This is a genomic window from Pseudoalteromonas sp. SWN29 (assembly GCF_015864465.1).
Lineage (GTDB): Bacteria > Pseudomonadota > Gammaproteobacteria > Enterobacterales > Alteromonadaceae > Pseudoalteromonas.
In genome coordinates this window covers 43,567-69,040 of sequence record NZ_JADYXE010000003.1, presented here as the reverse complement: position 1 = coordinate 69,040, position 25,474 = coordinate 43,567, and the positions used below count along the sequence as shown (strand labels likewise).

Annotated in this window: 27 protein-coding genes; 12 read left to right on the top strand and 15 right to left on the bottom strand. The window is 37.6% G+C overall.

Annotation, left to right across the window (positions count from 1 at the left end; all coding sequences use genetic code 11):
- Positions 1-19 precede the first annotated feature (19 nt).
- The 3 genes from I6F53_RS01775 (at position 20) to I6F53_RS01765 (ending at position 3,596) form a co-directional block, all read left to right on the top strand.
- Complete coding sequence (locus I6F53_RS01775; protein ID WP_197179291.1) at positions 20-724, top strand: response regulator transcription factor; 705 nt, start codon at positions 20-22, stop codon at positions 722-724.
- Positions 725-743: 19 nt separating this feature from the next.
- Positions 744-2,036 (top strand): sensor histidine kinase, encoded by a 1,293-nt coding sequence (locus I6F53_RS01770; protein WP_197238283.1) that lies wholly within the window; start codon positions 744-746, stop codon positions 2,034-2,036.
- Between the two features lie 204 nt (positions 2,037-2,240).
- Positions 2,241-3,596: a sodium-dependent transporter gene (locus I6F53_RS01765; protein ID WP_197238282.1), complete on the top strand. Its 1,356-nt coding sequence runs from the start codon at positions 2,241-2,243 to the stop codon at positions 3,594-3,596.
- A 79-nt stretch (positions 3,597-3,675) separates the two neighbouring features.
- Here I6F53_RS01765 and I6F53_RS01760 read toward each other — a convergent pair whose 3' ends face one another.
- The gene (locus I6F53_RS01760; RefSeq protein ID WP_197238281.1) at positions 3,676-4,125 is read right to left on the bottom strand and encodes a GNAT family N-acetyltransferase; all 450 of its coding nucleotides are present in this window, start codon (positions 4,123-4,125) and stop codon (positions 3,676-3,678) included.
- Positions 4,126-4,199: 74 nt separating this feature from the next.
- Positions 4,200-4,943, bottom strand: coding sequence for a sporulation protein (locus tag I6F53_RS01755; protein ID WP_197238280.1), 744 nt, complete (start codon positions 4,941-4,943; stop codon positions 4,200-4,202).
- A 267-nt stretch (positions 4,944-5,210) separates the two neighbouring features.
- Between I6F53_RS01755 and I6F53_RS01750 the strand changes: the two genes are divergently transcribed.
- The gene (locus I6F53_RS01750) at positions 5,211-6,785 is read left to right on the top strand and encodes a cation:proton antiporter family protein (protein ID WP_197238279.1); all 1,575 of its coding nucleotides are present in this window, start codon (positions 5,211-5,213) and stop codon (positions 6,783-6,785) included.
- Between the two features lie 350 nt (positions 6,786-7,135).
- On the top strand, positions 7,136-7,351 hold the full coding sequence (locus I6F53_RS01745; RefSeq protein ID WP_170071858.1) for a DUF3820 family protein: 216 nt from the start codon (positions 7,136-7,138) through the stop codon (positions 7,349-7,351).
- A 97-nt stretch (positions 7,352-7,448) separates the two neighbouring features.
- On the opposite strand, the gene I6F53_RS01740 is transcribed toward I6F53_RS01745, so the two are convergent.
- The 6 genes from I6F53_RS01740 to ilvY form a co-directional block, all read right to left on the bottom strand.
- Positions 7,449-8,696, bottom strand: a complete 1,248-nt coding sequence (locus I6F53_RS01740; RefSeq protein WP_197238278.1) for an ATP-binding protein — start codon at positions 8,694-8,696, stop codon at positions 7,449-7,451.
- Between the two features lie 25 nt (positions 8,697-8,721).
- Positions 8,722-9,414, bottom strand: a complete 693-nt coding sequence (locus I6F53_RS01735) for a response regulator (RefSeq protein ID WP_197238277.1) — start codon at positions 9,412-9,414, stop codon at positions 8,722-8,724.
- A gap of 14 nt (positions 9,415-9,428) precedes the next feature.
- Positions 9,429-9,809 (bottom strand): DUF3019 domain-containing protein, encoded by a 381-nt coding sequence (locus I6F53_RS01730; protein WP_197238276.1) that lies wholly within the window; start codon positions 9,807-9,809, stop codon positions 9,429-9,431.
- A gap of 1 nt (position 9,810) precedes the next feature.
- Entirely contained in the window at positions 9,811-10,623 is an 813-nt protein-coding gene (locus tag I6F53_RS01725; protein ID WP_197238275.1) for a MipA/OmpV family protein, read from the bottom strand.
- Positions 10,624-11,070: 447 nt separating this feature from the next.
- Entirely contained in the window at positions 11,071-12,117 is a 1,047-nt protein-coding gene (locus tag I6F53_RS01720; RefSeq protein WP_231616506.1) for a GGDEF domain-containing protein, read from the bottom strand.
- A 116-nt stretch (positions 12,118-12,233) separates the two neighbouring features.
- Positions 12,234-13,139 (bottom strand): HTH-type transcriptional activator IlvY, encoded by a 906-nt coding sequence (gene ilvY, locus I6F53_RS01715; protein ID WP_197238274.1) that lies wholly within the window; start codon positions 13,137-13,139, stop codon positions 12,234-12,236.
- A gap of 138 nt (positions 13,140-13,277) precedes the next feature.
- On the opposite strand from ilvY, the gene ilvC reads away from it, so the two are divergent.
- Complete coding sequence (ilvC, locus tag I6F53_RS01710) at positions 13,278-14,750, top strand: ketol-acid reductoisomerase (protein WP_197238273.1); 1,473 nt, start codon at positions 13,278-13,280, stop codon at positions 14,748-14,750.
- 192 nt (positions 14,751-14,942) lie between these two features.
- Positions 14,943-16,862, top strand: coding sequence for a methyl-accepting chemotaxis protein (locus I6F53_RS01705; RefSeq protein WP_197238272.1), 1,920 nt, complete (start codon positions 14,943-14,945; stop codon positions 16,860-16,862).
- A gap of 88 nt (positions 16,863-16,950) precedes the next feature.
- On the opposite strand, the gene I6F53_RS01700 is transcribed toward I6F53_RS01705, so the two are convergent.
- A complete protein-coding gene (locus I6F53_RS01700; protein ID WP_010553879.1) occupies positions 16,951-17,280 on the bottom strand; it encodes a GIY-YIG nuclease family protein in 330 nt (109 codons plus the stop codon).
- A 107-nt stretch (positions 17,281-17,387) separates the two neighbouring features.
- Here I6F53_RS01700 and I6F53_RS01695 point away from each other — a divergent pair, with 107 nt between their 5' ends.
- Positions 17,388-17,747, top strand: coding sequence for an outer membrane protein assembly factor BamE (locus I6F53_RS01695; RefSeq protein WP_010553880.1), 360 nt, complete (start codon positions 17,388-17,390; stop codon positions 17,745-17,747).
- Positions 17,748-17,974: 227 nt separating this feature from the next.
- On the opposite strand, the gene I6F53_RS01690 is transcribed toward I6F53_RS01695, so the two are convergent.
- Both I6F53_RS01690 and I6F53_RS01685 read right to left on the bottom strand, forming a co-directional pair.
- Entirely contained in the window at positions 17,975-18,298 is a 324-nt protein-coding gene (locus I6F53_RS01690; RefSeq protein WP_010553881.1) for an RnfH family protein, read from the bottom strand.
- Positions 18,295-18,735 carry a type II toxin-antitoxin system RatA family toxin gene (locus I6F53_RS01685; RefSeq protein ID WP_010553882.1) on the bottom strand — a complete coding sequence of 147 codons (441 nt, stop codon included), beginning with the start codon at positions 18,733-18,735 and terminating at the stop codon, positions 18,295-18,297. Before I6F53_RS01685 ends, I6F53_RS01690 begins: the two co-directional genes overlap by 4 nt.
- A 147-nt stretch (positions 18,736-18,882) precedes the next feature.
- Between I6F53_RS01685 and smpB the strand changes: the two genes are divergently transcribed.
- Positions 18,883-19,362, top strand: a complete 480-nt coding sequence (gene smpB, locus I6F53_RS01680; protein ID WP_007584119.1) for an SsrA-binding protein SmpB — start codon at positions 18,883-18,885, stop codon at positions 19,360-19,362.
- Positions 19,363-19,816: 454 nt separating this feature from the next.
- On the opposite strand, the gene I6F53_RS01675 is transcribed toward smpB, so the two are convergent.
- Positions 19,817-20,422 carry a peroxiredoxin gene (locus I6F53_RS01675; protein WP_166421016.1) on the bottom strand — a complete coding sequence of 202 codons (606 nt, stop codon included), beginning with the start codon at positions 20,420-20,422 and terminating at the stop codon, positions 19,817-19,819.
- A gap of 236 nt (positions 20,423-20,658) precedes the next feature.
- Positions 20,659-21,372: a fatty acid metabolism transcriptional regulator FadR gene (fadR, locus tag I6F53_RS01670; protein WP_004335692.1), complete on the bottom strand. Its 714-nt coding sequence runs from the start codon at positions 21,370-21,372 to the stop codon at positions 20,659-20,661.
- Between the two features lie 544 nt (positions 21,373-21,916).
- Between fadR and dsbB the strand changes: the two genes are divergently transcribed.
- Together dsbB and I6F53_RS01660 are read left to right on the top strand one after the other, a co-directional pair.
- Positions 21,917-22,435: a disulfide bond formation protein DsbB gene (gene dsbB, locus I6F53_RS01665; protein WP_165728713.1), complete on the top strand. Its 519-nt coding sequence runs from the start codon at positions 21,917-21,919 to the stop codon at positions 22,433-22,435.
- Between the two features lies 1 nt (position 22,436).
- Positions 22,437-22,739, top strand: coding sequence for a DUF6170 family protein (locus tag I6F53_RS01660; RefSeq protein WP_165728712.1), 303 nt, complete (start codon positions 22,437-22,439; stop codon positions 22,737-22,739).
- Between the two features lie 24 nt (positions 22,740-22,763).
- Here I6F53_RS01660 and I6F53_RS01655 read toward each other — a convergent pair whose 3' ends face one another.
- A complete protein-coding gene (locus I6F53_RS01655) occupies positions 22,764-23,060 on the bottom strand; it encodes a ComEA family DNA-binding protein (RefSeq protein ID WP_165728711.1) in 297 nt (98 codons plus the stop codon).
- Between the two features lie 313 nt (positions 23,061-23,373).
- On the opposite strand from I6F53_RS01655, the gene I6F53_RS01650 reads away from it, so the two are divergent.
- Positions 23,374-23,691, top strand: a complete 318-nt coding sequence (locus I6F53_RS01650) for a YebG family protein (RefSeq protein WP_165742291.1) — start codon at positions 23,374-23,376, stop codon at positions 23,689-23,691.
- 273 nt (positions 23,692-23,964) lie between these two features.
- Here I6F53_RS01650 and putP read toward each other — a convergent pair whose 3' ends face one another.
- Entirely contained in the window at positions 23,965-25,443 is a 1,479-nt protein-coding gene (gene putP / locus I6F53_RS01645) for a sodium/proline symporter PutP (protein WP_197238271.1), read from the bottom strand.
- Between the last annotated feature and the right edge of the window lie 31 nt (positions 25,444-25,474).

Here is a 25,474-nt window from a genome sequence, read left to right as displayed (position 1 = left end):
ATCGCATTAAGGATATTTTATGGATAACTACGGCACTATTTTACTTGTTGAAGACGATGTATCACTTGCTCAATGGGTTGCTGAATATTTAACAGAGCAAGGCTACACAACGCATGTTTGTCATCGAGGTGACGAAGTTGTTAGCCAGGTAAAAACGTTAAACCCAAATATTGTGCTCCTTGATATTATGCTCCCGGGGCAAGATGGCATAAGCGTATGTAGGGAGCTTCGTAGTTTTTATAATTCGCCTATCATAATGCTTACTGCTCGCGATGAAGAAATGGATGAAGTCATTGGTCTAGAAGTAGGTGCAAGCGACTACATAATGAAACCTGTACGCCCTCGTGCATTACTAGCGCGTATAAAAGCGGCCCTGCGTCAAAATAATGAATCTAATACCCCACACGTTAACGAAAGTGTTATTCAAGTTGGTACGCTTAGTATTGATACCGAGTCTCGTAATGTAAAACTTAACGAGCAAGACATAAATATATCAAGCGCTGAGTATTTACTGCTTCATTATCTCGCGAGCAATGCGGGCCAAGTGGTCTCTCGTGATGCTGTATTTAAAGCAACCAAAGGCAGAGAATACGACGGACTTGATAGAAGTGTTGATGTACTTATTTCTGCACTACGCAAAAAATTTAATGATGACCCACAAAATCCAGAAAAGATTAAAACTATTTGGGGTCGTGGATATTTACTTGTTTCTACTGCGTGGTAATAAAGTGATGAATCAATAAATGAAAAAGTTTTATATATCGCTTCTAGGCAGTGCGCTTTTATCTATAGTGGTATTGGGCTGGCTTATTGATGCTTTTAGTCAACAAGCGCATACCCCACAGGATGAATTTAGTCAGCAAAGTAAAATGATCACGGGTTTTAGCAAGCAGTTAGCTAATATACCCACATCTGAGCGCAGCGATTACGTAAAACAACTGGCGCTAGAGTTTGATATTTTAATTGATTACAAGCCAAATGAATCACTTGCTTTACCACCATCTTTATTATTACAAATGCATACACCGGGTGGACTGATTTTAGAAGATCAGCAGGGCTTTTATATGCTTTATAGCAGCGCCGTTTTAAACCCTTTTCATTTATCAATGCGTTTAGACAAAATAGTTGATATCGAGCAGCATAATGACATTGTACTTACCCTGCTATTTTACGCAGGCTTATGTGTCTTTATGGGGTTTATTATTGCGCCCTTAGCAAAACGATTAACTGTGTTAAACGAAGCCGCTAAAAAGTTTGCCTCAGGTAATGTTCAAGCACGTATAAAAGTATCGCACTTTACCTATATAAAAGATGTAGAGCTTACCTTTAACCGCATGGCTAGCCAAATAGAGAAACTTGTTGCCGAAAATAAACTGATGGCCTCAAGCTTATCTCATGACATACGCACCCCTATTGCGTGTCTACGTTTTGGTTTAGATGCCGCATTAGATAGTCACAATGAGCAAAAAATAAAACAGTATTTAATGCGTATGGAAAATGATTTAGATCATATGGAATCTATGCTTAGTAGTTATTTAGCATTTGCCACACTTGAGCAAAACGCCAACAAGCTCACTTATTCTGCAACAAATATTAAACTCTATTTAGAAGATATTTTGATACAGCTTGCCCCTAAGCTTGAAATGCAAATGCTTAGCGTACAACTCAATAGCACTGATGAAATAATAAATGCAGATCTTCACTGGCTTGCGCGTGCAATTACTAACTTATTAACTAACGCATGTGATTTTGCTAATCAATATATATACTTAAGCGCAAAGTTACATGAGCAGCAGCTTATAATAACGGTAGAAGATGACGGCCCTGGTATCGCACGGGAAAACTTTAGTAACGTATTTAGCCCATTTTTTAGAGAAGAAGATCACCGAAACAGAGCCGATAAAAGTTATGGGCTTGGTTTAGCTATTGTAGCTAAAGTAGCCGACTGGCATCACGGTAGTGTTAAAGTGACTAAAAGTAATCAATTAGGCGGGGCGTGCTTTACTCTTATTATTGCTCAGCACCACAACCCGTAAAGCAATTCTTACAGACTGTAATTAACAATTATTAAACAAAATCAACTCGTTATTTTAAACGTCTCGATAACAATAATCAAAACAGATAGATATTACATACACTCTACTTATTAAATTGTGCAGTATCAGCAAATAAGCACTTTTTATTTATTTACATTTCCAGTAGATTGTCAGCGCCGTCACACAATAGAGAAGTACAATAATATGAGCGCAGTTAGAGGCGAGTTTAGCTCTCGCTTTGGTTTTATTATGGCCGCCGCGGGTTCTGCCGTTGGTTTGGGCAATATTTGGGGATTCCCTACACAAACAGCCAGTAATGGCGGTGCTGCATTTTTAGTCGCATATTTAGTGCTTGCGTTCTTTTTAGCCTACCCCGCTTTAATGGCTGAGCTGATGATTGGCCGTCATGGCCAAGCAAATGCGGTTTCATCACTTCAAAAAATATCTAATAAGCCATGGCAAAAACATTTTGCCTTTATTGTTGGTTTTGGCGGTATTTTATGTGCTGGCTTTATACTCAGTTTTTATGCCATTGTTGCAGGTTGGATGCTTAGTGCTACAGCTGAGCCCATAGCCACTTTAGTCGGCGCCGACACAGCATCGACATGGCTAAGCGAGCAATCACTTACTCGAAACATTATATTCACTCTCGTCTTCATTGTACTAACTGTCGCTATTATCAGTAGAGGTGTAGAAAACGGGATTGAAAAATGGTCTAAACGATTAATGCCCGCTCTTCTCGGTATTTTATTTGCGCTCATTGCCTACGTAATGACACAAGATGGCGCAATGGAAGGTTTAAAAGCGTATTTGGTTCCTGATTTTTCATCTATTTTTGATGCACAGTTATTAGTTAGTGCACTCGGTCAAGCCTTCTTCTCGTTATCGCTTGGTACTAGCGTAATGATTATTTACGGCTCGTACATTAGCAAAAAAGAAAACCTTGTTTCTTTAGGTGCTTATGTAACCCTTATTGATGTATTTATAGCTTTTGTAGCGGGTTTACTGATTATTCCGGCCATGTATGTAGCACAAGCTCAAGGCGTTGAAATTTTCTCTGCCACAACGGGTAAACTACTCTCTGAAGACACATTAGTGTTTCAAGTACTCCCTGCTTTATTTGATGGTATGGGCGACGTAGGTTTATTTGTAGGCTTTTCATTTTTTGCGTTAATGAGTATCGCCGCTTTGACATCATCTATCTCAATGCTAGAAGCGCCTGTTTCATACACTGTGGAACGCTTTGCAATGAAGCGCATTCAAGCTACATGGCTAATTGGCGCAATCATTGCGGTTGTGAGCATTACAATTGTGTGTAACCTTAGCAGCTTATTTGGCTTAGTAATCACTCTCACTACAAAAGTAGCTCAGCCTTTACTTGGCCTGATGTGTTGTCTATTTGTAGGCTGGATTTGGTACAGAGGCTCATTACTTAAAGCAATTAAAGAAGGTAATCCGGAGGTCCATAACACCTTGTTTTGGAAAATATGGCCTTGGTATACCAAGTTTGTATGTCCACTTGCTATTGGTATGGTGTTTTTACACTCACTATTGAGCTAAATAATACCTTAGCCTTAAAATAGTCTTAAATTAAAATAGCCCACATTAGTGGGCTTTTTTATAACTGCTTAAATTGGATTTATTTAGCGAGTTTTAAAATCATATCTTGATGAGGTATACCGTCTTCTAAATATTCACTTTTATAACCCTCAAAGCCAAAAGAGCGGTAAAAATCAAGCAAGTAAGTTTGTGCACCTATATAAATATCTCGCTCAGGCCATTGTGCTTTGCAGCAGTCTATAGCTTCAGTAATAAGTAAAGTAGCATACCCATTACCACGCGATCCTTCACTCACTAGCACGCGACCTATTGCGCAGTATTGTGCACTTTTTTCATAGCATCGCGCGTAAGTTTGTAGTTGTCCATTATCCAATGTATATAAATGCCTTGTATTTAACGCAATATCCACATCATCAAGCTCAGGGTAAGGACACTCCTGCTCTACAACAAACACATCAACACGTCCGCGCATAATAGAAAAGAGAGTCCGGGAGTCGAGAGAGTCAAACTGCTCACATTTAAATTGCATATTAAATCCTATAAGCAAAAAACCCAGCTTAGGCTGGGTTTATTAAAATCACTCGCTAGCTTAGTTAACTTATATTAAGTAAATAAGCGCTCTAGTTGGTCACACAGCTGCGATAAATTTACATGGTCATGCTCTATGGTTAAATCTACATAACCGTCGCTTCTAAAAGCTCTATCAAGCTCAATTAGTACATGGGTTTTATGCGCCTCAGGAACAAACGATAGTTCAATCTCTTGAATACCAAATAAGCTGCGACTATTAGGTTTATACTCAAGCTCTTGGTAACAACCAGATAACGACTGAAAAGTAGATGCGCGTAAGTGACCTTTTTCTACATCCGCTTTCATCAAACTAAAACCCAATCTTTCCATTGCCTGCATACATGTTTTAACGGCTTCATTAGGGTAAATGTGTAAATGGTCTTTATCTGTTGGGTCGAGTGCTAAGTCTATGTCTAAGCCTGTTTCTAGCCATACATGTGATTGATTGTACCCTGCATTGATTTCTGTAATAGGTGTTTCAGAATGAAGGCGTGCTTCAAAAGGAATATTTTTAACTTCGCCAGGCTCAATTGTACCAATATCAGTAATTCGCCATTGGTCAATCACATGATTAGTAAAATAATCGCCATCATCACCCGCCACTTTTACACGGGTCATTAATAATAAGTCTAGCCCTGCAATCTCTTGGCTAACATCACCTGCGGTAATGACTATTTGTGCGTTAAAAAGCTGACCAGGTTGTAGGTGTTCAGTTTCTAAAATAGTGTCTACTTTTGCAGCACCAATACCTACCGACGCTAAAATCTTTTTAAACATATATTTCTCCTTAAGCTGAGCGACTCTATTATTTGCTCCGGCTTAAACTTCTTCGTTATTGCATCTTAACCATATTTAAAAGCGGTTGTCAGTGAAAAAATGTTATTTACATACTATTTACGATTAAATACGTGTTTAATGTGCATTTTTTATACGTGGTGGGGGCAAGTAATTGATTAGACGCGTTCATTTTTAGGTCTATTTTTATTTTCAATGGTATAAATTTTTCGTTACACTGCAATCCCAAATGAAGTGATATTAAGAATTATGGAACTAATCTATTTTGCCGCCGCGTTTGTTTGTGGTTTTGCTGTTTATCAATTAAAACTACCTCCTCTTATTGGCTTTTTACTAGCAGGTTTTGCTTTAAATTTATCGGGTTATAAAAGCACCGAATTGCTCGAAGCAATTGCAGCTCTTGGTGTTACCCTTCTTCTTTTTAGTATTGGTTTAAAGCTAAAGGTAAACAGCTTAATTAAACCTCAAGTGTGGGCGCCTGCAACTCTACATATTATTTTTAGTAGTGCATTATTTAGTGGCTTTATGTTGCTACTTGGTATTTTCGCCATTCCACTGTTTGTTGATTTAAGTTGGCAAAGTGCTCTATTGGTTGGATTTGCACTTAGTTTTTCAAGCACTGTATTTGCAGTAAAAGTACTTGAAGAGCGCGGAGAAATGGCAAGCTTACACGGCAAAATAGCCATTGGTATATTAGTAATGCAAGATATCTTTGCCGTTATCTTTTTAGCTATTAGTACCGGCAAAGTCCCAAATGTATGGGCAATTGCATTAATAATTGCTTTGCCTTTATTACGACCTGTAATGTATGGCGTGTTGAACCGATCTAAACATGGTGAACTATTACCATTGTTTGGTTTTTTCTTTGCTCTAGTTGCTGGTTATCATGCATTTGAATTTGCAGGCCTAAAAGGCGATTTAGGTGCATTAATAATTGGAATGATGTTTGCCCCTCACAAAAAGGCTGGTGAGCTATCAAAATCTTTGCTTAATTTAAAAGACATATTGTTAGTCGGTTTCTTCTTAAGTATTGGTTTAAGCGCAGAGCTAACTACTAACTCACTAATTGTTGCCATTATACTTGTTTTAGTTTTACCTATTAAAATAGCGCTTTATTATGTGTTCACTAACGTATTTAAACTACGCGCGCGTACATCATTACTTACCGCTTTTAGTTTATCTAACTACAGTGAGTTTGGATTAATTGTATGTGCAGTGGCTGCAACTACTGGCATGATCACCTCTGAGTGGCTCGCTGTAATGGCAATTGCCGTTTCTATTACCTTTATAATTGCTTCGCCACTTAATAAGCGTTCAAATGAGTTATACGTAAAAATAGAGCACTGGCTATTAAAATTCGAAAGTAAAACACGTTTAGCTGAGGAGCTACCCGTTAACCTTAACGATACTAAAATAGTCATTTTTGGTATGGGCCGTATTGGTACCGGTGCTTATGAGACTATCAACGCGACTCACCCAAATGTTGTTGCAGGTATAGATATAAAACCTGAAGTGGTGGACAAACACGTTAACAGAGGACGCAACGTATTAATTGCTGATGCAACCGACCCTGACTTTTGGCAACGAGTAAATCACTCACAAGTAGAAATGGTTATGCTTGCAATGCCAAAGCATATGCAAAATATCTTTGCTCTAGAGCAGCTACAAGCCTCTGGTTATAAAGGCCAAGTAACGGCTATTGCCAACTACCCTGATCAGCAAAAAGAACTAGAAGAAATGGGTGTTCACTCTACTTATAACTTCTACCTAGAGGCCGGTAGTGGTTTTGCAGAGCATGTTAAACAAGAACTGTTCAACGAATAACCTCTTTTTATGACGTTCATAAATAACAAAGCCTTAAAAAATTAAGGCTTTGTTATTAGCTTTTAAATAAAAAACAATTCTATTTACATTCCTTTACAAGCCAATTCTCCATAGCAATAAAAAACAGGTAGACTAGCGATGTTGGTTAAATAAGAACCCATGTTCTAATAATAACTTAATTAGATCCCAGCTAATTGATGTTCAACTAGGTTTATATTAATTAACATAAAATCATTAAATTAGAGGGCCTACTCCCTCGAAAAATAGGCTGTTTCTTGCCCGTCACAGCCTATTTTATATCTCTAAAATCCCTTACACTTACCCAGACTTTAAATACCTAAGTAATCTTTATGGATCCAAAACAATTAAAAATAGCGATAAATACCACAATGCCGTTTGGAAAATATGCAGGACGCCCGTTATTGCTTCTGCCAGAACCTTATTTGGTGTGGTTTAACAAGCAAGGGTTTCCAGATTCAAAGCTAGGTAGCCAACTTGCGATGATGTACGAAGTAAAACTAAATGGCCTTGAACAAATGCTAATGCCATTACTTGAAAAAAAATAAAATAGTTGAGAACTTTTTTGAAGGTACGCGGTCTATTATATTGCTACTTGTTGATTTTGGTTTTTAACCGCAAAAAAAGCGCCTTTAGGCGCTTTTTTTATATCTTTAATGTGAGAGGTAAACACACAATAAATTTTGCTCCGCCTAAACTTGAGCTTTCAACTGTGCACTCCCCCTGATGCCACAACACGATTTTAGCAACTATAGCGAGACCCAAACCAAAACCACCGGTACCTTTTCCCCTGCTTTTATCTAGGCGAGTAAAAGGTTTAAATACATTTTCTCGCTCAGCCGGGTCAACCCCTTCACCATCATCTTCAACAATCAATACAATGTGATTTGCCTCTTGTTTCAGGGAAATTTTAACCTGTTGATGTGTATACTTGAGCGCATTACCAATTAAATTTTGAAATACTCGCGCCATAAAGTGACTATCACAGTAATAATTTAAATGCTCAGGGAGGTTTATAGAGAGCATTGTTTTAGCTTCAAAATTTAGCTTTTCAACAGTGGTTTTTACCAGCCCAGCTAAGTCACAGTTTATTGGCTGTAAACTAGGTTGTTGAGAGTCTAATCCCGCGTATTCAAGCATTTCAGAAACTAGTGACTCAAGCTCACTAATATCCGTTTGCATATTTACTAGGTATTTTTCGCCTTTTTCATCAAGTATTTGTTCTTGTAGCATGACAATTGCAAACTTTAAACGCGCTAGTGGCGTTCTAAATTCATGCGACACCGATGAGGTAAGTTCTTGCTGCGCACTAAGTAAAAACTCAATACGTTGCTGCATTACCTTTAATGTATCGGTGATGGGTAAAAAGAAAGACTTAGAAGAATCATTTAACTGAAAATCTTGTAAACCCTCTACCGCTTCACATGCTTTACGAAGCTTTGCAAAATCGCGCCACAATAAAAAGCTCCACAGCCCAACAGGAATACCAACAATAACAAGGAGTAATAAATAGGGCCAAACAGAAGATGATTGCGGCGTTAATACACCGACCGGTCCTACTTGAAGTAATGAATCATTACCGAGATCTACATACCAAACAATGCGTTGTTGCTTATCGTATAAGTATAAGTAGTGGTTTTGGTTGAGCTGCGATTGTTGTTTTTGAGGGAGTATTAAATCACGTCGTTCAATCACTTTACTTTCAAAGTTGTGCTTTAATTTTTTAAGACCATTTGGAGTTTGTGAGAGCAACCAGAGTGATTGCCCAAACTCATCATCTAAGAGAACTTGCTGTTGCGACTCTTCATAAGGCCACAACTGCTCTATAACACCACTTACTACAAACAAAGAAACAATGATGTATAAGTATAAGCTGGTAAACAGTTTTCCCATTAAAGCCGACTAACCTTAAATAGTTCTAAAGATCCCACGCATCAGAAACAAATAAATAGCCTTGTCCCCATACAGTTTTTATACGATACGGCTTATCGCTGTTATCGCCTAATTTTTTACGAATTCGTGATACGCGTACATCAACAGTTCTATCAAGTCCATCGTATTGACGGCCAATCATATGTTGGTGCACATGTTCTCTACTTAGTACTTCGCCCGCATTTGATGCTAATAACCATAGTAGCTCAAACTCGTGTGATGTTAATACAATCTCTGAATCACTTAGCTTTACAATGCGGCTTGTTTTATCAATAACTAAATCACCAAACTGAAGTTCTTCATTTGATTTTACGATTGGTTGCCCACGACGAAGTAATGCATTAATTCGTGCTAATAATACACGTGGCTCTGCTGGTTTTATAACGTAGTCATCAGCGCCAAGCTCTAAACCAAGTACTTGGTCGAAGTCTTCACCTTTAGCAGTCAACATTAAAATTGGTAGAGTAAATTTATCTCTTACTTGGCGGCAAACGCTAAAGCCATCTTTACCTGGCAGCATAACGTCTAAAATCATTAAATCGGGTGTATTGTTTTCTAAGTAATTAAACACTTCGTCACCACGGTCTAATACTTCGACTTCAAGGCCATTATGTTCAAGGTAATCTTTTGTTAGTTGTTGTAAACCGAGATCATCTTCAACAAGTAAAATTTTTGGCATTAGTTGCTCCTAAATTAAAAAAAGCTCCACGGAGAGCGAAGCCTACGCCTATTTTTTTTAGCATGGGCGCTTTGTACTTCAACTTGTGTTTTTGCTATTAACACACCCGTATGAGGATTGATTAATGAGTATATGGTCTCCACCTGAACACGCGCTTTATAATTAAATTGCCCTGAACGTTGCTGCTGCCAGCATTGAAGCCGTTGCTCTTGCTGATACAAACAGACATCACTATAGGCATTTAATTGCCATTTAAACTGTAAATCAAGATCGCAAAAATCCTGCTGTTCAGAAACGACGCAGACTTTTGGAGAAACATTAAAAACAGGGATTTGTGCCATACTAAAGCCACTAAAAAAAGTGGCCATAAACACAACTAATATTGAATACTTCATATTAAAAAGTACGGTCGAATCCTATAAATGCAGTCATTGAATAAGTACGTTCAAAGAGCGGACTGCCATCCATAGCCGAATAGTCATAATATGCTACATGAAAACGAAGAGAGTCAGCCTTACTCAGTGGCCAACGGGCGTCGATTTTAGCATAAGGTTGCCAACTACTACCAACGTCTATTTTACCAAATTGAGTTTCGCCCTCATTAAGTCCATAAAAATAGCTATTTAGTTCCGCAGATTTATAGTTTATTCCAAGTGTTGGCTTTATTTTGAGCTTTCCTATTACAGTATGATACTGCCACTGTAATGCTGCGCGTATACCTCGATAAACATCGGTTATATCATGCAGAGCCTGAACCGAAAAAACATGGTCTTCATTTACATAGTGATATGCAATACCCGCATCGAGTGCAATTTGCCGTTTATGTAAATTATCAATATCAACATAGCGAGAGGACGAGGCTTCATCTTGCATTACGAACTGATTGTTGAGGGCACTACTTTGTAGTGTAAATACATTTTTAGGGTGCCAGTCTATAAAAAAACGAGACTCAGAGTTGAGTTCACCAACTAGATTAAATTGATGCTTAGGGGTTTGCAAAAATGAATAACCAAGACGGCCATTATCAAAAAACCATTGCTCTGCATAAAACGCAACTTGAGGAATAAGCACGAGCGGAATATTATCTCCACCATGCAAAGGGTTGGTTATAACTCCAGCCCCCACGCTTAAACTCAAATGCAGACGATCGGTTGTTATATCTTGCTCTGTATAATCGTCAGCATGCTTGTTTGCCTGTGTTGCTTGCACCGAAAGGCAAACAAACAAAGTGCTAAAACATAGAGCTGTTAATAATGAGAAGGCATACCGCATCAGCGTAAATCAAAGTATCAAAATAAGTGAGTTCCCCATACTAGCAAGGTCTTTTTAAACTAGCTCTAGCTGGTTACAATTATTCACAATTTGTATACAAAAATGTTAACTTTATGCTTTTCGGACTATTTATCTTTCAAGGTAGTTGTGTCTAAGGATTGTATTTTGAGTTGCTTGTGTAGTTTTTGACTAATAGTACTTTAAGATACTTTGAAAATGAGGCACTACGTAGCAAATGCAATTATCCAAATAAAAAATTACTAAGAGCTAACTCGCTACAGCTCTATTGGGTTTTACCTGCTTGTTTACCAAAACTGAAGTTGGATTAAATCGCCCTAAATTGAGCAGCTTTAACCCAAATAAATCAAAAACCTCTGGTACTTATTAAATATCAGGGGCTATTTCTATACGATTTCGCCCATGTGTTTTGGCAATGTATAAGGCTCTATCTGCACGCTCAACTAAAACAGAACTATTTGTAAATGGCCGTAAAATTGCTAAGCCAAAACTTGCTGAAATAGCACGTTTTGCAGTTACATCATGCTTTTTACGAATCGCCAACTTTGCAATAGCTAAACGAATACAATCCGCAAACGCTATTATATCGCTGATAGTGTCAAAATAGGCTGTTATGCAAAACTCCTCGCCACCATATCTATACACATTTGCAGCTTCAGTTATATTTTCTCTCACTTTTTTAGCAACTAGCCTAAGCACTTCATCACCCTTTTGATAGCCAAAATCATCGTTAAAGCGCTTAAAATGATCAATATCAAACATAATGAGTACGGCAAGAGAGTCTTCTTGCGCTTGCTCTGAGTATTCGAGGCAAAAGTTTACAATATCAGAATCAAACTTACCTCGATTATAAAAACCCGTAAGCGTGTCGGTATCGACTGCTTCCTTTGAAATATTGAGTGCTTCTTTTAAATCTTTTATTTCATTGTAGGCAACGGCTAATTTAGTCTGAAACTCCCGAGCATAATCTTGCATTGCAATAGAATCATCAGTCAAACGTTCAACGCACCCCAGTATTTCATTGTAAGAGCTTACATCAACAAGCATATTTAATTCATTTTGTGAGTCGACTAAACTTGTTGTAAAGCTTTTGGAGTGATCAAGCGTTGTACTTATATCCTGCTGAACTTGTTCCATAGTTGTATGAAATTTTTCAGTTATTTCTTGAAAAAAAACGAGATCGTCTTGCGTTAAGTGTTTGTCAAAAATCTCTTTTGCTTTGTCTTGTGAGCATGTTTGTTGCTCAGCAATAACATGGTCTAATTCAGCATTTAGTAAAGGGTTGCTTCCTTGAATGTAACAGTACCAAATTGCATAGTTGATAGGGGTTACCGGCATTCGGTACTTTACCATCAAAGGAATCGCCTTTTTTAGGCATTGGGCAGAATGAGCAAGTGATACGGCGTGGTTCATAAATAAACTCTCAAGCGTCATTGTTTTTATTATTAGCGCTCAATGCTAAGTAATAGCAAACTTATACGCAACCTATATTCATACTATTTAACTAACTTATTTATTCTCTGCGCGTATTAAATTGCTTTTGCATCTAAAGTTTGCGAAATATTCCACAACGCACTGATTGCAGGGTCATTTAACTCTTTCCTTAATACCGCCAAGCCAATATCAAACCCATCAGGCGCTTGCATTTTTGGTGTTAGTATTTGTACTTTATCTTGCAGCGGGCTGTTATCTAGCACTATTTTAGGGACCATTGCGACACCTAATCCTAAGCTCACCATAGATACCATTGCTTCGTGCCCAGCAACTTGTGCGTAAATTTTCCCGTGAATATTATTTTTGCGCCACCAGTGTTCTAATCTTTGGCGAGAAAAGCCTTGTTCTGGCACTATAAATTCCAAATCAGACCAATTAATATCATCATCATTTTGTGTTAGCTTTTGTGTGATCGGACATTGAATTTTTGGTCCAATTAATAAAAGCGGAGAGTGCCCTATATCTACAAAAGCAATTTGCGCCGGTAACTTATTTGGCTTAGCTGCAATAGCCATTAATTCATGCCCATCTAACACACGGTTTATAGCAAGTGCAGGGTCGCCTGTATTTAATGTTATTTCTATATACTGATGCTGCGCACGAAGCTGTTCTAATATTTGATGTAAAAAACTATAAGATGCAGTAACCGAGCAATAGATACTTACTTTGCCGTAAATATGTTGTTGTGGGTCTTTCACATTCGTTTTAAAACGCTGCCAATTAGCAAGCGTTGCTGTGGCGTAATCAATAAACGACTCACCTTCTCGCGTTAATTTAACACTGCGGTTATCACGTATAAATAATGCGACACCTACTTCCTCCTCTAAATGCTTTATATTGCGGCTCAAAGTGGGTGCGCTTATATGACAAAGCTCGCTTGCGCGTCCAAAATGAAGTGTTTTAGCCAGTGCTAAAAAGTAGTTTAAATGTTTATGATCCATGCCAAACCCAGTATTTCATATTATGAAACACTTTAATTCAAATATATCATTTTACGCAAGCAACGATTTTACATATGGTGTTTGTAAGCGCAATAAACATTGCGCATCTAACAAACATGACTTGATAGGACACTAACAATGGCGAATTATTTCAATACCTTACCTTTACGCGAGCAATTAGCGCAATTAGCGCAATGTGAATTTATGGACGCAGGCGAATTTGCCGATGGCGTTGACGCACTTAAAGGTAAAAAACTAGTTATTGTAGGCTGTGGCGCACAAGGTTTAAACCAAGGCTTAAACTTACGTGACTCTGGTTTAGATGTTTCTTACACATTACGCGCATCAGCTATTTCTGAGCGTCGCCAATCATTTTTAAATGCGTCTGAAAATGGTTTTACAGTAGGCACATACGAAGAATTAATTCCTACAGCTGACGTAGTACTTAACTTAACGCCAGATAAGCAACATACAGCAGTAGTAAGTGCAATCATGCCACTTATGAAAAAAGACTCTACACTTGCCTACTCTCACGGTTTTAATATTGTTGAAGAAGGCATGCAAGTACGTGAAGATATTACCGTAATCATGGTTGCGCCTAAATGTCCTGGTTCTGAAGTACGTGAAGAATACAAACGTGGCTTTGGTGTACCAACATTAATTGCAGTACATCCAGAAAATGATCCTCAAGGTCTTGGTTTAGCGCAAGCAAAAGCCTATGCAGCGGGTACTGGCGGACATCGCGCAGGTGTACTTAAATCATCATTTATTGCTGAAGTTAAGTCTGATTTAATGGGCGAGCAAACCATTTTATGTGGCATGTTACAAACCGGCTCTATTTTATGTTTTGATAAAATGGTAGAAAAAGGCATTGATGCTGGTTATGCATCAAAACTAATTCAATACGGCTGGGAAGTAATTACCGAAGCACTTAAGTACGGTGGTGTTACTAACATGCTTGACCGCCTTTCAAACCCTGCAAAAGTAAAAGCGTTTGAACTAAGTGAAGAGCTAAAATTAATTATGCGCCCACTTTATAACAAGCATCAAGATAACATCATCGACGGCACTTTCTCACGCACTATGATGGAAGACTGGAATAACGATGACGTAAACTTACTTAAATGGCGCGCAGAAACAGCAGAAACTAACTTTGAAAAGACCCCTGCTGGCGATGTAGAAATCTCAGAACAAGAATTTTTTGATAACGGTATTTTAATGGTAGCTATGGTTAAAGCAGGTGTTGAACTTGCATTTGAAACCATGACAGCAGCAGGGATTATCGCTGAATCGGCTTACTACGAGTCACTGCACGAAACGCCATTAATCGCCAATACTATTGCACGTAAAAAGCTTTTTGAAATGAACCGTACTATTTCTGATACTGCTGAATATGGTTGTTACCTATATAACCATGCTTGTTTACCACTGCTTGCTGACTTTATGAAAAATGTTGATACCGACATTATCGGTAAAGGTCTTGGCGAGCACAGTAATCAAGTTGATAACCAAACACTAATTCAAATCAATGCAGCGTTGCGCGAACACCCAGTTGAAAAAGTAGGTGCTAAATTACGTGGCTACATGTCAGCAATGAAAAAGATTGTTTAACCCTAAACAATAAATGTTTCGCTTGTTAGAAACCAAGCCCATATGTTTTGCATGTGGGCTTTTTTATGCTCATTCATAAAACTTTAATCATCCAACGCTACCTTCTATCCATCCCTTTATAGGCAATATTTAGATCAAAATAAATAATGTGCTAATATAGTCCTCTACTCAGTTGTAAAATTAATTAATATCATGACGATACAAAACCTTTCAATTACTCAAAAAATCACAGCTTTAGGCAGTGTTATTGCTATATGCGTAGCCGCGCTTATTGGTTTGACCTCTTTATACAGCTCAGAGGATATTATTGAGCGACGTATGATTGAGTCAGAGCTCCCTAGTAAACTGCAAACAATCAGCAATCACATAGGCGGTGAAATCAACGAGTTACTCGGTGCTGCTCAGCAACTATCATCAAACGAATTTATTTTACAATGGGCTCAATCAAACGACCAAGACGATACATTACTATTAAAAGAATTAAATCGCGTTGCCCAGCAATACGATTTAGCCACAGCATCTTGGGCAAATAGAGACACTGCACAGTACTGGAACCAGAATGGGTTTTTGCGTGTGTTAAAAAACGATGCAGCCGATGGCTGGTTCTTTGCTTTTAAGCAATCAAAACAACCTTACTCTATCAGTATTTATCAAGAGTCAGCCAATGATGTGAAAATGTTTGTAAATCATCAGCAGGCCAATGGTACTGGTTTAGCAGGTCTTGCAAAAAGCATCACTGATATGCAAAAGCTATTACAGCAATTTAAAATTGAGCAAACAGGCTTTGTATTCATTGCAGATAAAAATGGTTTGATTCAGCTTCATAAAGATGCAAGTAAAGTAGCTAAAGCAAATATTGATGATTTGTATACTGCAAATATCCACAGCCAACTATTTAATAGTAATGGCTTTGCACTAGAAGAAATTAATTTAAATGGCGAACCGACACTTGTAGCTGCTATGCCTATTAAAAACACCGATTTATATGTTGTAGCTCAAGTACCAAAAAGTGAAGTTTTCGCAAGTGTAAATACCTTACAATGGCAAATATTTACTTTTACGGTAATTACAGCATTAGTTGCGAGTTTAATCAGTTATTTGCTTGCTCGCTCACTTTCATCTCCACTTTCTAAAATGGCAGAGTTATTTTCACGCCTAGGCTCCGGCGATGCAAATTTAGCGTACCGCTTACCAGAATCGAGCCAACCAGAGCTTAACAATCTAAGTAACGGCTTTAACCAGTTTATAAATAAAATAGAAACAGCGATTACTCAAGTTGCCAGCGAAAGTCACGATATTAGGAAAAGCTCTGATCATGTATTTGAACAAGCCAAACGAAATTCTCAAGCAATAGATCACCAAAAAGAACAAACAATCTCTGTCGCAGCAGCAATCAACGAAATGGGCGCTACAGTGCAAGAAATAGCGCAAAGTGCTGCAAATACAGCTAAGTTAACCGATAGCAGCCGCGAAAATACAATTCAGAGCCACAAGCAGGTATTACAAAGCCAAGCAACTATCTCAGCCCTTGCCAGCGATATTGATGGCATTACAGAGCAAGTAACTTTGCTTTCTAAAAAGACAGTTGATATTGCAAGTATTGTTGACTCAATTAGAGGTATATCGGATCAAACTAATCTACTTGCTTTAAATGCAGCTATTGAATCTGCTCGCGCAGGGGAACATGGACGAGGCTTTGCTGTTGTTGCTGATGAAGTACGTGCACTGGCAAACCGCACATCGCAGTCAACCACCGAAATCCAATCTATGATTGAAGAGCTTACAAGAATATCTGACGATGTAGTGAACGATATTGGTCAATCGAAAGATAAAGCACAGCAAAGCGTTGGTGCTATGCAAAACTCAGTAGAATTACTCGATACGATAACCGAAACAGCCAATGAGATAAATGATATGGCTACGCTCATAGCGACTGCAACTGAGCAGCAAAGTAATGTGGTTGCCGATGTAAGTCGTAATATTGAGCAGATTAGCGAAATTAGCGATAAAGCAATGAGCGAACAAATCAATACAGAGCAAGCTATTCGAGACTTAGCAAACAGCGCACAAACACTTGATGCACTTGTAGCTACCTTTGAAAAACACCGCTAAGTAGCTATAGTACTGCACGTCTGTTGTGAGCAATGACTATATTCAAAGATAGTTTTTGCTCACAACCAATATACTTAATTTGAACAAGCTAAGCGTTTTCACTATCGCCGCTATTAAACGCTAAAACGTACGCTTCCTTTTTGGCTCTAGTGAGCTTTTTTAATTGATATTCAAGCTTACTTGCTTCACTTTTATTGCCCACTTGTTGTTGATGGATAAGTAAAAGCGGCCCTTTGCCTCTAAGGTTTTTAGCCCCTTTCCCGGCTTGATGAGTTGCAAAACGTTTTTCAACATTAGTCGTGATCCCGGTGTACCAATGGCCTAATCGCGTTTCAACTATATATAAAAACCAAATGGACTCAGTTTTTAAAATATTCGTTTCGATGTGTTGTAAACTTTTTTCATTATTAGTGGTCAAATCATTACCTTAACGCCCTTAACACAAAACAATTGCTTAAAAGGGTTTTACCTTCAGTGACTAATCGGTATCATGCAGATTATAAAAAATAAGGATCACAACTAACAATGCAGTCGTTAAAAACTTTTTCTCTTTGGCTTATCGTTGCTTTAACACTTAGCTCAGCAGCTGGTTGCTCTAGCTGGGTATACCGAATTAACATCCCACAAGGCAACTTTTTAGAGCAATCTGATGTTGAAAAACTTCGTGTAAATATGACTCGAGAGCAAGTTATTTATGTATTAGGTAGACCTATTGCCGAGGACGCCTTTGATAATAATACTTGGCGTTATATTTACAGCTTTAATAAAGGCCGTAAAAACGAACAAAATAAAGAGTTAGTAATTAACTTTGAAAATGAAAAGTTAGTTTCAATCTCAGGTGATTATGACCAACCTGAAAACTTTAATACGCCTTTAGAGCAATAATACGCTACTTAATGCTAATAAAAAGGTGAGCAATGCTCACCTTTTTAGTATTTATAAGTAATACCAACCTGCATAAATCTTTGATCAATTTAACGAATTAAATTGCACTATAACGTCGTTAAAAATTTTTTATTTAGAACAACTAGATACAAAAATTTTTGCCTAGTTCTAGCGTAATTTTATTAACGTTAAATAGACCCCATATATAAACAGATTGGTATAAATAATTACCGCTCTATTGGGCGTCCACCTGTTATTTTATTTGCCCGACCTTCATCTTTTGCTTTTTCAGCACGCTTTCTGCGCGCATCTTTAGGGTCTGCAATTAATGGGCGGTATATTTCTATACGGTCACCATCTTTTAGCTCATAGTTAGCTTTTACAGTTCGATTCCAGACACCTAACGTTAGCGATGTAGCATCTATTTCAGGGCATTTTTCAATAATGCCAGACTGAATAACAGCTTGCTCTACTGTAGTCCCTTGTGGCACTTCAATTGATAAACACGTGGCCGTGGTCGGTAATGCAAATACTACCTCAACATTAATCATACCCGCGCTCCATAAACCTGCTTTGCACGCTGAGTAAATGCACTCACCATATTTTTGGCTACATCATTAAAAATCTTACCAAAAGCGAGCTCTACTAATTTACTCGAAAATTCAAACTCTAACTCTAACTGTACTTTACACGCTTTAGTATCAAGCGCTTGAAAGTGCCAGCGCCCTTTTAACATCTTAAATGGACCATCAACAAGGCGCAGTAACACGGTTTGTTCATCAACAAAGGTGTTTTCGGTGGTAAACCACTTTTTTATACCCGCCTTAGATATTTCTAAACTCGCGGTCATGTTATTATCGTGCTGTGAAACAATTTTTGAGTCTGAGCAATTTGGTAAAAACTGTGAATAAGCTTCTACATCATTAACTAGATCAAACATCTCTTTAGTGCTGTACATAACCAGCGCACTTTTTTCTATTTGTGGCATACTCACTCCCAACTGTGTGGGCGAATTTTAGCAAGCTTTGCGCGTTTCCCCAAATTTTCATACTGCTTAAATTAAAGCTTAACTTTTAAAAGCATTATTAAAAAAATCGATGTAAAACATCTCACATTACGTATATTATAGGGCACTATGGCTAAGAAAAATTCATCAAAATCGACAAGTAATACCATCGCGCTAAACAAAAAAGCGCGACATGAGTATTTTTTACACGATAAGTTTGAAGCGGGTGTTGAACTACAAGGCTGGGAAGTTAAAAGTATCCGAGCTGGTAAAGTAAATATCACAGAAACTTATATTCATCTTAAAAATGGCGAAGCATTTTTACTTGGCAGTCAAATTCAGCCACTTATTAGTGCATCGACCCATGTAATTTGCGATCCGCTACGTTATCGTAAATTGCTATTAAGCAGACGCGAACTTGACCGTTTATTCGGTGCTACAGAGCGCGATGGCTATTCTTTAATAGCCACAGCGATGTACTGGAAAAACTGCTGGGTAAAACTTGAGTTTCATTTGGCAAAAGGTAAGAAATTACACGACAAACGCGAAGACGGTAAAGATAAAGACTGGTCGCGTGAAAAAGAACGCTTAATGAAGCATAAAGCATAATTAAAAGCGCCTAATTTATTAGGCGTTTTTAATTTCAAGAAAAGGATAATTTAAATTATTTTTTAAATTATAACTGCAAATCAGCTACTCACCATCAGTGCACTTAGTTTATTAAAACAGTTAAATTTATTACATACAAATAAGGGCTATGAGGGCATACGCAAACCGGTTGTAAACAAAAACTACATTCCCCGTAAATAAAACAAAAACCAGTTAGCTAATGTAATACTAGCCTGCTGATATAGGGTCTATTTAACGGTAAGAAAACGGCGCTATAATTATGCTAATTTTTTCATCTAGTTGTTCTAAATTAATTTTTAACGACTTTATAGTATAATTCAACTTGTTGAGCTACTCAAAATTAATGCACATTGGTATGAGCGTCCCTTCTAAATAAAAGACACAAAAAAACCGCCAAAATTTGGCGGTTTTTTATTTAAAACTGAGGGCTAAATTATAGATCGCCTTCGTTTTCAGATAAGAACTTAGCAACGCCTTCAGGGCTTGCGTCCATACCTTTTTTACCTTCAGTCCAACCAGCAGGACATACTTCACCGTGCTCAGTGTGGAACGCTAGTGCGTCAACCATGCGAAGCATTTCGTCGATGTTACGACCTAATGGTAAGTCATTCACTACTTGGTGACGTACGTTACCTTCTTCGTCGATTAAGAATGAACCACGAAATGCAACACCCGCTTCTGGATGCTCAACGTCATACGCTTTACAAATTTCGTGTTTAACGTCTGCAACTAGTGCGTATTGAACTTTACCAATACCGCCGTCTGCAACAGCCGTGTTACGCCATGCGTTATGTGAGAATTGTGAATCGATAGAAACACCAATTACTTCTACGCCACGCTTTTGAAACTCTTCAAAACGCTTATCAAATGCAATAAGTTCAGAAGGACATACAAACGTGAAATCTAGCGGGTAAAAGAAGATAACTGCTTTTTTACCTTTAATTGTTTCATGAAGGTTATAGCTATCTACAATTTCACCATTACCAAGAACTGCTGCAGCGGTAAAGTCTGGTGCCTGGCGGCCTACTAATACACCCATTTTATTCTCCAAATATTTTGAGTTTTTTTTCAATTGCTTTCGCAATGCTGGTACTTATATGGGCGCTAAAAATTAAAAACCAATAGCGCATACATATAATTAATTGTCATTCTAAAGTTATTCATAACAAAAGAACAATCGCATTTAACGATGTGAGCAATCGAAAATATCGAATACAAGTAAATACTGCATTAAAGATACAAAAAAACCTGCAAATGCAGGCTTCTCGTTTAGATTTAATCCATTATATCTGAGGGCATATCGCCTCGGATTTTTTGCCAAATCTCACCTGTTTGATGACCGTATTTACGCATCATCGAAATAGCACCATCGTGCTCTTTATTTTCTGCCAATATTGTTAAATCTTTATAAAACTGACGTGCAAGTTCACGAGTTCCGGCATCAGAGAAGTAATGACAACCAATCTTTGAATAAAAGCCTCTAAAACCGTTGAGTATTAATACATAAATACGGTTATTACCCGCAACGGCTAATTCGTGATGCACTTTATAATCATAGTCAGCAAATGCTTGAGCGGTGTCTTCTAGCTCATGGCTTTGTGATAAAATTTCAATTACACGTTCAGGATTTAACTTAATTGCAGCACGTGTATAAATAGCACTAATATTAGTACGTGCAGATAAAAGCTGATCTGTCAGCTCTGGCATCTTGTCTTCATCTAAGCGCGCTAATGTTTCAAGAATATTTAAGCCAGACGTTTCCCAAAAGTTATTTACTTTTGTTGGTTTACCATGCTGAATTGTTAACCAGCCATCACGTGCTAAACGCTGTAGTACTTCTCTCAAGGTCGTTCTTGTAACACCAATTAACTCTGAAAGTTCTCGCTCGGCAGGTAGAATTGAACCTGGAGGGAAATCGCCGTTCCAAATAGATTCAACTATATATTCTTCAGCAAATCCTGCTGGGCTTTTCGCTTTAAAAATTCTCATCCAGTTCCCACTCGAATTAATCAACACTCATCGTTTTACACGAATAACTGACTGATTGTACCAGACGAAGCATAACTAACAAGTAAAGTCAGGTATATTAATAAGCAAATGGGTAGAAATTAAAGATTAATAAATAATAAAATTTAGGTTTCTCTAATATAGCTACAATGTATAAATTTACAGAGCAATATTCATTGTAGGTACATTGTAATTATTGGTATTTTTTATTTACACCATACCTAGCTGAATCAACTTAAAACACATAAGTACATTAAAAAGGAACACCTATGCAACATAGCGTTCTAACTGCAACTTTAAAGAATTATTTAGCCAATGCTCCAATATGGTATAAGTAAGCGATATAACTGAGCTTATGTATCGATGGGAAAATAATAGAGCATCATGTAGCCTCTACTGAGGCTGGATTGAGTGATCAATAATTTCATCTTATAAAAAGCGACTTCGGTAGCTTTTTTTTCCTTTTTGTTGCCGCATACATTATCCTAGGTCATAATCTAACATCTTATTTAAACGCGGAATTTTTATGAACTGGCTTGCGCAATTACCCACCCAACGTACCCCGTGGCTTTTATTTACAGCTATCGTTTTTTTACTTGAAGTGACCGCCCTTTTCTTTCAATACCAAATGGGATTGGCGCCTTGCATAATGTGCATATATCAACGTACCGCTGTACTGGGTTTATTAGGTGCAGGCATTGTAGGTTCGACTAAACCACAGAGCAAAGCAGTTCGTATATTAGCGTATGTAATTTGGGGTGTATCGAGTGTTTGGGGATACCTTATAGCTCGCGAGCATATTGATATGCAAACCACCACAGACCCTTTTGCATTTAGCTGTGAGTTTGAACCAAACTTCCCATCGTTTATGCCGTTACACGAATGGATACCTAGCTTTTTTCAGGCGACCGGGGATTGTGGAAATATAGATTGGCAGTTTATTGGTTTGAGCATGCCTGCTTGGATGGAAATTATATTTGCGCTATTCTCAATCACTTTGTTTGCTTTAGTGATTAGCCGCTTAATAACAAAAAAATCGATTTAATATGTTTACCTTTTTTTCAAGCCAATTAGATGATCTTAAACACTTAAAAGTGCGCAAGCGCCAGGACGTAATAGCACTTTCGTTAAGTATGTTATCGCCAACTGATAAAGTGTTACTACGTATTATTAAATTAATATTACTAAGTCCACTATTTTTAATATTCACGGTATTTAAAGGTTGGATATTAATCCCGTTTTTGATACTTGGTGGGCTTTGCTATCCGCTATTAACAACACCTATTGAAATTAACTTTGCTAAAAAGCACTTAAGCGATGCATTAAAACAATTTAATCAGGGCGCATAGCGCCCTGATTATTACTTAATAGCTTTAAAGTGAAATTTTCCCCTCTAATTTAGCTAATAGTTTTTTACCAATTCCTTTAACTTGCGATAAATCACTGACGCTTTTAAATTCACCGTTTTCTTCACGATAATCCACAATTGCCTGCGCTTTTTTCTTACCTATACCCGGTAGCTTAGCAAGCATATCTGCATCAGCATTATTTATACTAATTGTCTCAACTTGAGGCATTTGCTTGGTTACTTCCGATAGTTGTGCATATACGGTAGTTGCAGGTAGTAAGCATAATAAGCTTATGATGAGTAAATTTTTTAACGTTTTCATTAAACTTGCCCTTATTCTTCTTTTCTTAATTTTGAGTATTGCTCAGGAAATCAATAAATAAGGAACTGTAAAGTTCATCACTTAAAGTGTACCTAAGCGCATTATCACTATGATCCGAAATCCTGAAAATGCAGCTGGTACAACAAAGTGATTGCTTAACTAAAGTAAAGTTACCGTTTTTTGTCAAATTTAAGACACCTAAAAATTAATACTTCACGCTTGCAAATTTACTTACAAACCATTACTGTACATAAAAACAGTAATCTAATGGTTTTTACAAACCACAGTGCCAAGCAATTTTGCAGGAGAAATCATGGCTGTTGTTGTTAAATATGTTGTAGAACGAAACGGAGTCGAGCGTATGACGTTTACTACCAAAAAAGAAGCTGATGCTTATGACAAGATGCTCGATATAGCAGAATCACTTGAGCTAATGCTAGAAAAGGTAGACGTACCGCTTAGTGAGCAACAAATTGAATCACTTGCTTTAGAAATAGCGAAAAGCAAAGATGACTTTATGACTATATTAAAGGGCGGCAAAGATCCCGTTGTTGCCAAAGCGCCAACAAAAAGTAAAAAGTCAGATAATGTTGCATCAATTGAAGATAGCAACGATAAAAAAGCAAGTTAATTCGTAGATTGCCCTTTCCTCGGACGGGACAAACTAAATAAAAAAGGGAGCAACTAAGTTGCTCCCTTTTTTATTATACCAATTCACTTAATTAAGTGATCTATTTTGAGGGTAAAAAAACGTGTTGATAGCTAGGCAAAAAATTCGATATTTAGTTGTTCTAAATGATAATTTTTTAACGCCAGTAGCGACACATTAGCCCGCAAAATAATTAAGTATTATTGCGGATTGGTATTAATTACTACTCATTCAAAAATGAGTAGTAATTGCTATTTAAAGCTCTTTCTCTACTTCATCAAATAAAGCGGTAATGTTTTGCTCTGGCTCTTTTGTAGCTAAGCTAACAACAACAATTGCGATACTAGATAAAATAAAGCCAGGTACTATTTCGTACATAAAGCTACTTAAGCTTTCACCATTAATAGTAAACGGACCATAAACCCAAACAAGCACTGTAAACGCACCTACTAACATACCCGATAACGCACCGGCAAAATTCATACGTTTCCAGTAAAGGCTGAACAGTACCAATGGACCGAAAGCAGCACCAAAGCCTGCCCATGCATTACTTACTAGGTCTAAAATAGAGCTATCTCTGTCGTAAGCTAAGTAAATAGCAAACATAGCCACTACGGCAACGCTAATTCTACCAACAGTAACTAATTCAAAGTCGCTAGCATCTTTACGTAAAAATGTTTTATATAAATCTTCAGTCAATGAACTTGAGCTTACTAGCAATTGCGATGAGATAGTACTCATGATAGCAGCCAAAATTGCAGCTAGTAAAAAGCCAGCAATAAGTGGGTGGAACAATAACTCAGAAAGAATTAGGAAAATCGTTTCAGGATCTTCAACTACAATATTATTTTCATAAGTATAAGCAGCACCAAATATACCAGTACCAACAGCACCAAGGGCAGCAACAATCATCCATGTCATACCAATACGGCGAGCTTTAGGCATATCTTTAACACTACGTACCGACATAAAGCGAACAATGATATGTGGTTGACCAAAATAACCTAAGCCCCACGCCATTGCAGAAATAATACCTAATGCAGAGCCTGCACCAATCCAGTTAAGCATATCTGGGTTTACGCTATGCAGAGTTGACTCTAGAGGTTGTTCTAGTAAAGAGTATGCTACGGTAGGCACTAGAATCAGTGCGATGAACATAATACAACCTTGCACAAAGTCAGTTAAGCTAACCGCTAAAAAACCACCAAACAAAGTATATAAAACTACAACACCCGTTGTAATGTATAAACCTACTTCATAACTTAGACCAAATGAGCTTTCAAACAATTTTCCGCCGGCTACAACACCAGATGACGTGTAAAGAGTAAAGAAGACGATAATCACAACAGCTGATACAACTCGTAATAAGTTTGACTTATCATTGAAGCGATTTGAGAAGTAATCTGGGATTGTTATAGAGTCATTTGCTTTTTCAGTGTACACACGCAATCTTGGTGCAACTAACAGATAGTTTAACCAAGCACCAATCACCAAACCGATTGCTATCCATGTACTACTAAAACCAGTAACAAACATCGCACCAGGTAGGCCCATTAAAATCCAACCACTCATATCAGATGCACCTGCAGACAGTGCAGCAACACTTGGAGATAGATTTCGTCCACCTAGCATGTAACCTGATACATCGCCAGTAGATTGCTTATATGCATATAGTCCGATACCTAACATTACAATAAAATATAATGCTAGTGAAATAATCATTCCTGTTTCCAAATTAGCCTCCGCATAATTATTAATAATAGGC

Excerpts from the sequence above, each read along its gene's own strand:
- I6F53_RS01770 (WP_197238283.1), top strand. The coding sequence starts at position 744 with ATGAAAAAGTTTTATATATCGCTTCTAGGCAGTGCGCTTTTATCTATA.
- ilvY (WP_197238274.1), bottom strand. The coding sequence starts at position 13,139 with ATGGATCATAAACATTTAAACTACTTTTTAGCACTGGCTAAAACACTT.
- ilvC (WP_197238273.1), top strand. The coding sequence starts at position 13,278 with ATGGCGAATTATTTCAATACCTTACCTTTACGCGAGCAATTAGCGCAA.
- smpB (WP_007584119.1), top strand. The coding sequence starts at position 18,883 with ATGGCTAAGAAAAATTCATCAAAATCGACAAGTAATACCATCGCGCTA.
- I6F53_RS01660 (WP_165728712.1), top strand. The coding sequence starts at position 22,437 with ATGTTTACCTTTTTTTCAAGCCAATTAGATGATCTTAAACACTTAAAA.
- I6F53_RS01695 (WP_010553880.1), top strand. The coding sequence starts at position 17,388 with ATGCAGTCGTTAAAAACTTTTTCTCTTTGGCTTATCGTTGCTTTAACA.
- fadR (WP_004335692.1), bottom strand. The coding sequence starts at position 21,372 with ATGAGAATTTTTAAAGCGAAAAGCCCAGCAGGATTTGCTGAAGAATAT.
- dsbB (WP_165728713.1), top strand. The coding sequence starts at position 21,917 with ATGAACTGGCTTGCGCAATTACCCACCCAACGTACCCCGTGGCTTTTA.
- I6F53_RS01705 (WP_197238272.1), top strand. The coding sequence starts at position 14,943 with ATGACGATACAAAACCTTTCAATTACTCAAAAAATCACAGCTTTAGGC.
- I6F53_RS01760 (WP_197238281.1), bottom strand. The coding sequence starts at position 4,125 with ATGCAATTTAAATGTGAGCAGTTTGACTCTCTCGACTCCCGGACTCTC.
- I6F53_RS01685 (WP_010553882.1), bottom strand. The coding sequence starts at position 18,735 with ATGCCACAAATAGAAAAAAGTGCGCTGGTTATGTACAGCACTAAAGAG.
- I6F53_RS01745 (WP_170071858.1), top strand. The coding sequence starts at position 7,136 with ATGGATCCAAAACAATTAAAAATAGCGATAAATACCACAATGCCGTTT.
- I6F53_RS01755 (WP_197238280.1), bottom strand. The coding sequence starts at position 4,943 with ATGTTTAAAAAGATTTTAGCGTCGGTAGGTATTGGTGCTGCAAAAGTA.
- I6F53_RS01655 (WP_165728711.1), bottom strand. The coding sequence starts at position 23,060 with ATGAAAACGTTAAAAAATTTACTCATCATAAGCTTATTATGCTTACTA.
- I6F53_RS01690 (WP_010553881.1), bottom strand. The coding sequence starts at position 18,298 with ATGATTAATGTTGAGGTAGTATTTGCATTACCGACCACGGCCACGTGT.
- I6F53_RS01775 (WP_197179291.1), top strand. The coding sequence starts at position 20 with ATGGATAACTACGGCACTATTTTACTTGTTGAAGACGATGTATCACTT.
- I6F53_RS01750 (WP_197238279.1), top strand. The coding sequence starts at position 5,211 with ATGGAACTAATCTATTTTGCCGCCGCGTTTGTTTGTGGTTTTGCTGTT.
- I6F53_RS01675 (WP_166421016.1), bottom strand. The coding sequence starts at position 20,422 with ATGGGTGTATTAGTAGGCCGCCAGGCACCAGACTTTACCGCTGCAGCA.
- I6F53_RS01740 (WP_197238278.1), bottom strand. The coding sequence starts at position 8,696 with ATGGGAAAACTGTTTACCAGCTTATACTTATACATCATTGTTTCTTTG.
- I6F53_RS01720 (WP_231616506.1), bottom strand. The coding sequence starts at position 12,117 with ATGAACCACGCCGTATCACTTGCTCATTCTGCCCAATGCCTAAAAAAG.
- I6F53_RS01730 (WP_197238276.1), bottom strand. The coding sequence starts at position 9,809 with ATGAAGTATTCAATATTAGTTGTGTTTATGGCCACTTTTTTTAGTGGC.
- I6F53_RS01765 (WP_197238282.1), top strand. The coding sequence starts at position 2,241 with ATGAGCGCAGTTAGAGGCGAGTTTAGCTCTCGCTTTGGTTTTATTATG.
- I6F53_RS01650 (WP_165742291.1), top strand. The coding sequence starts at position 23,374 with ATGGCTGTTGTTGTTAAATATGTTGTAGAACGAAACGGAGTCGAGCGT.
- I6F53_RS01735 (WP_197238277.1), bottom strand. The coding sequence starts at position 9,414 with ATGCCAAAAATTTTACTTGTTGAAGATGATCTCGGTTTACAACAACTA.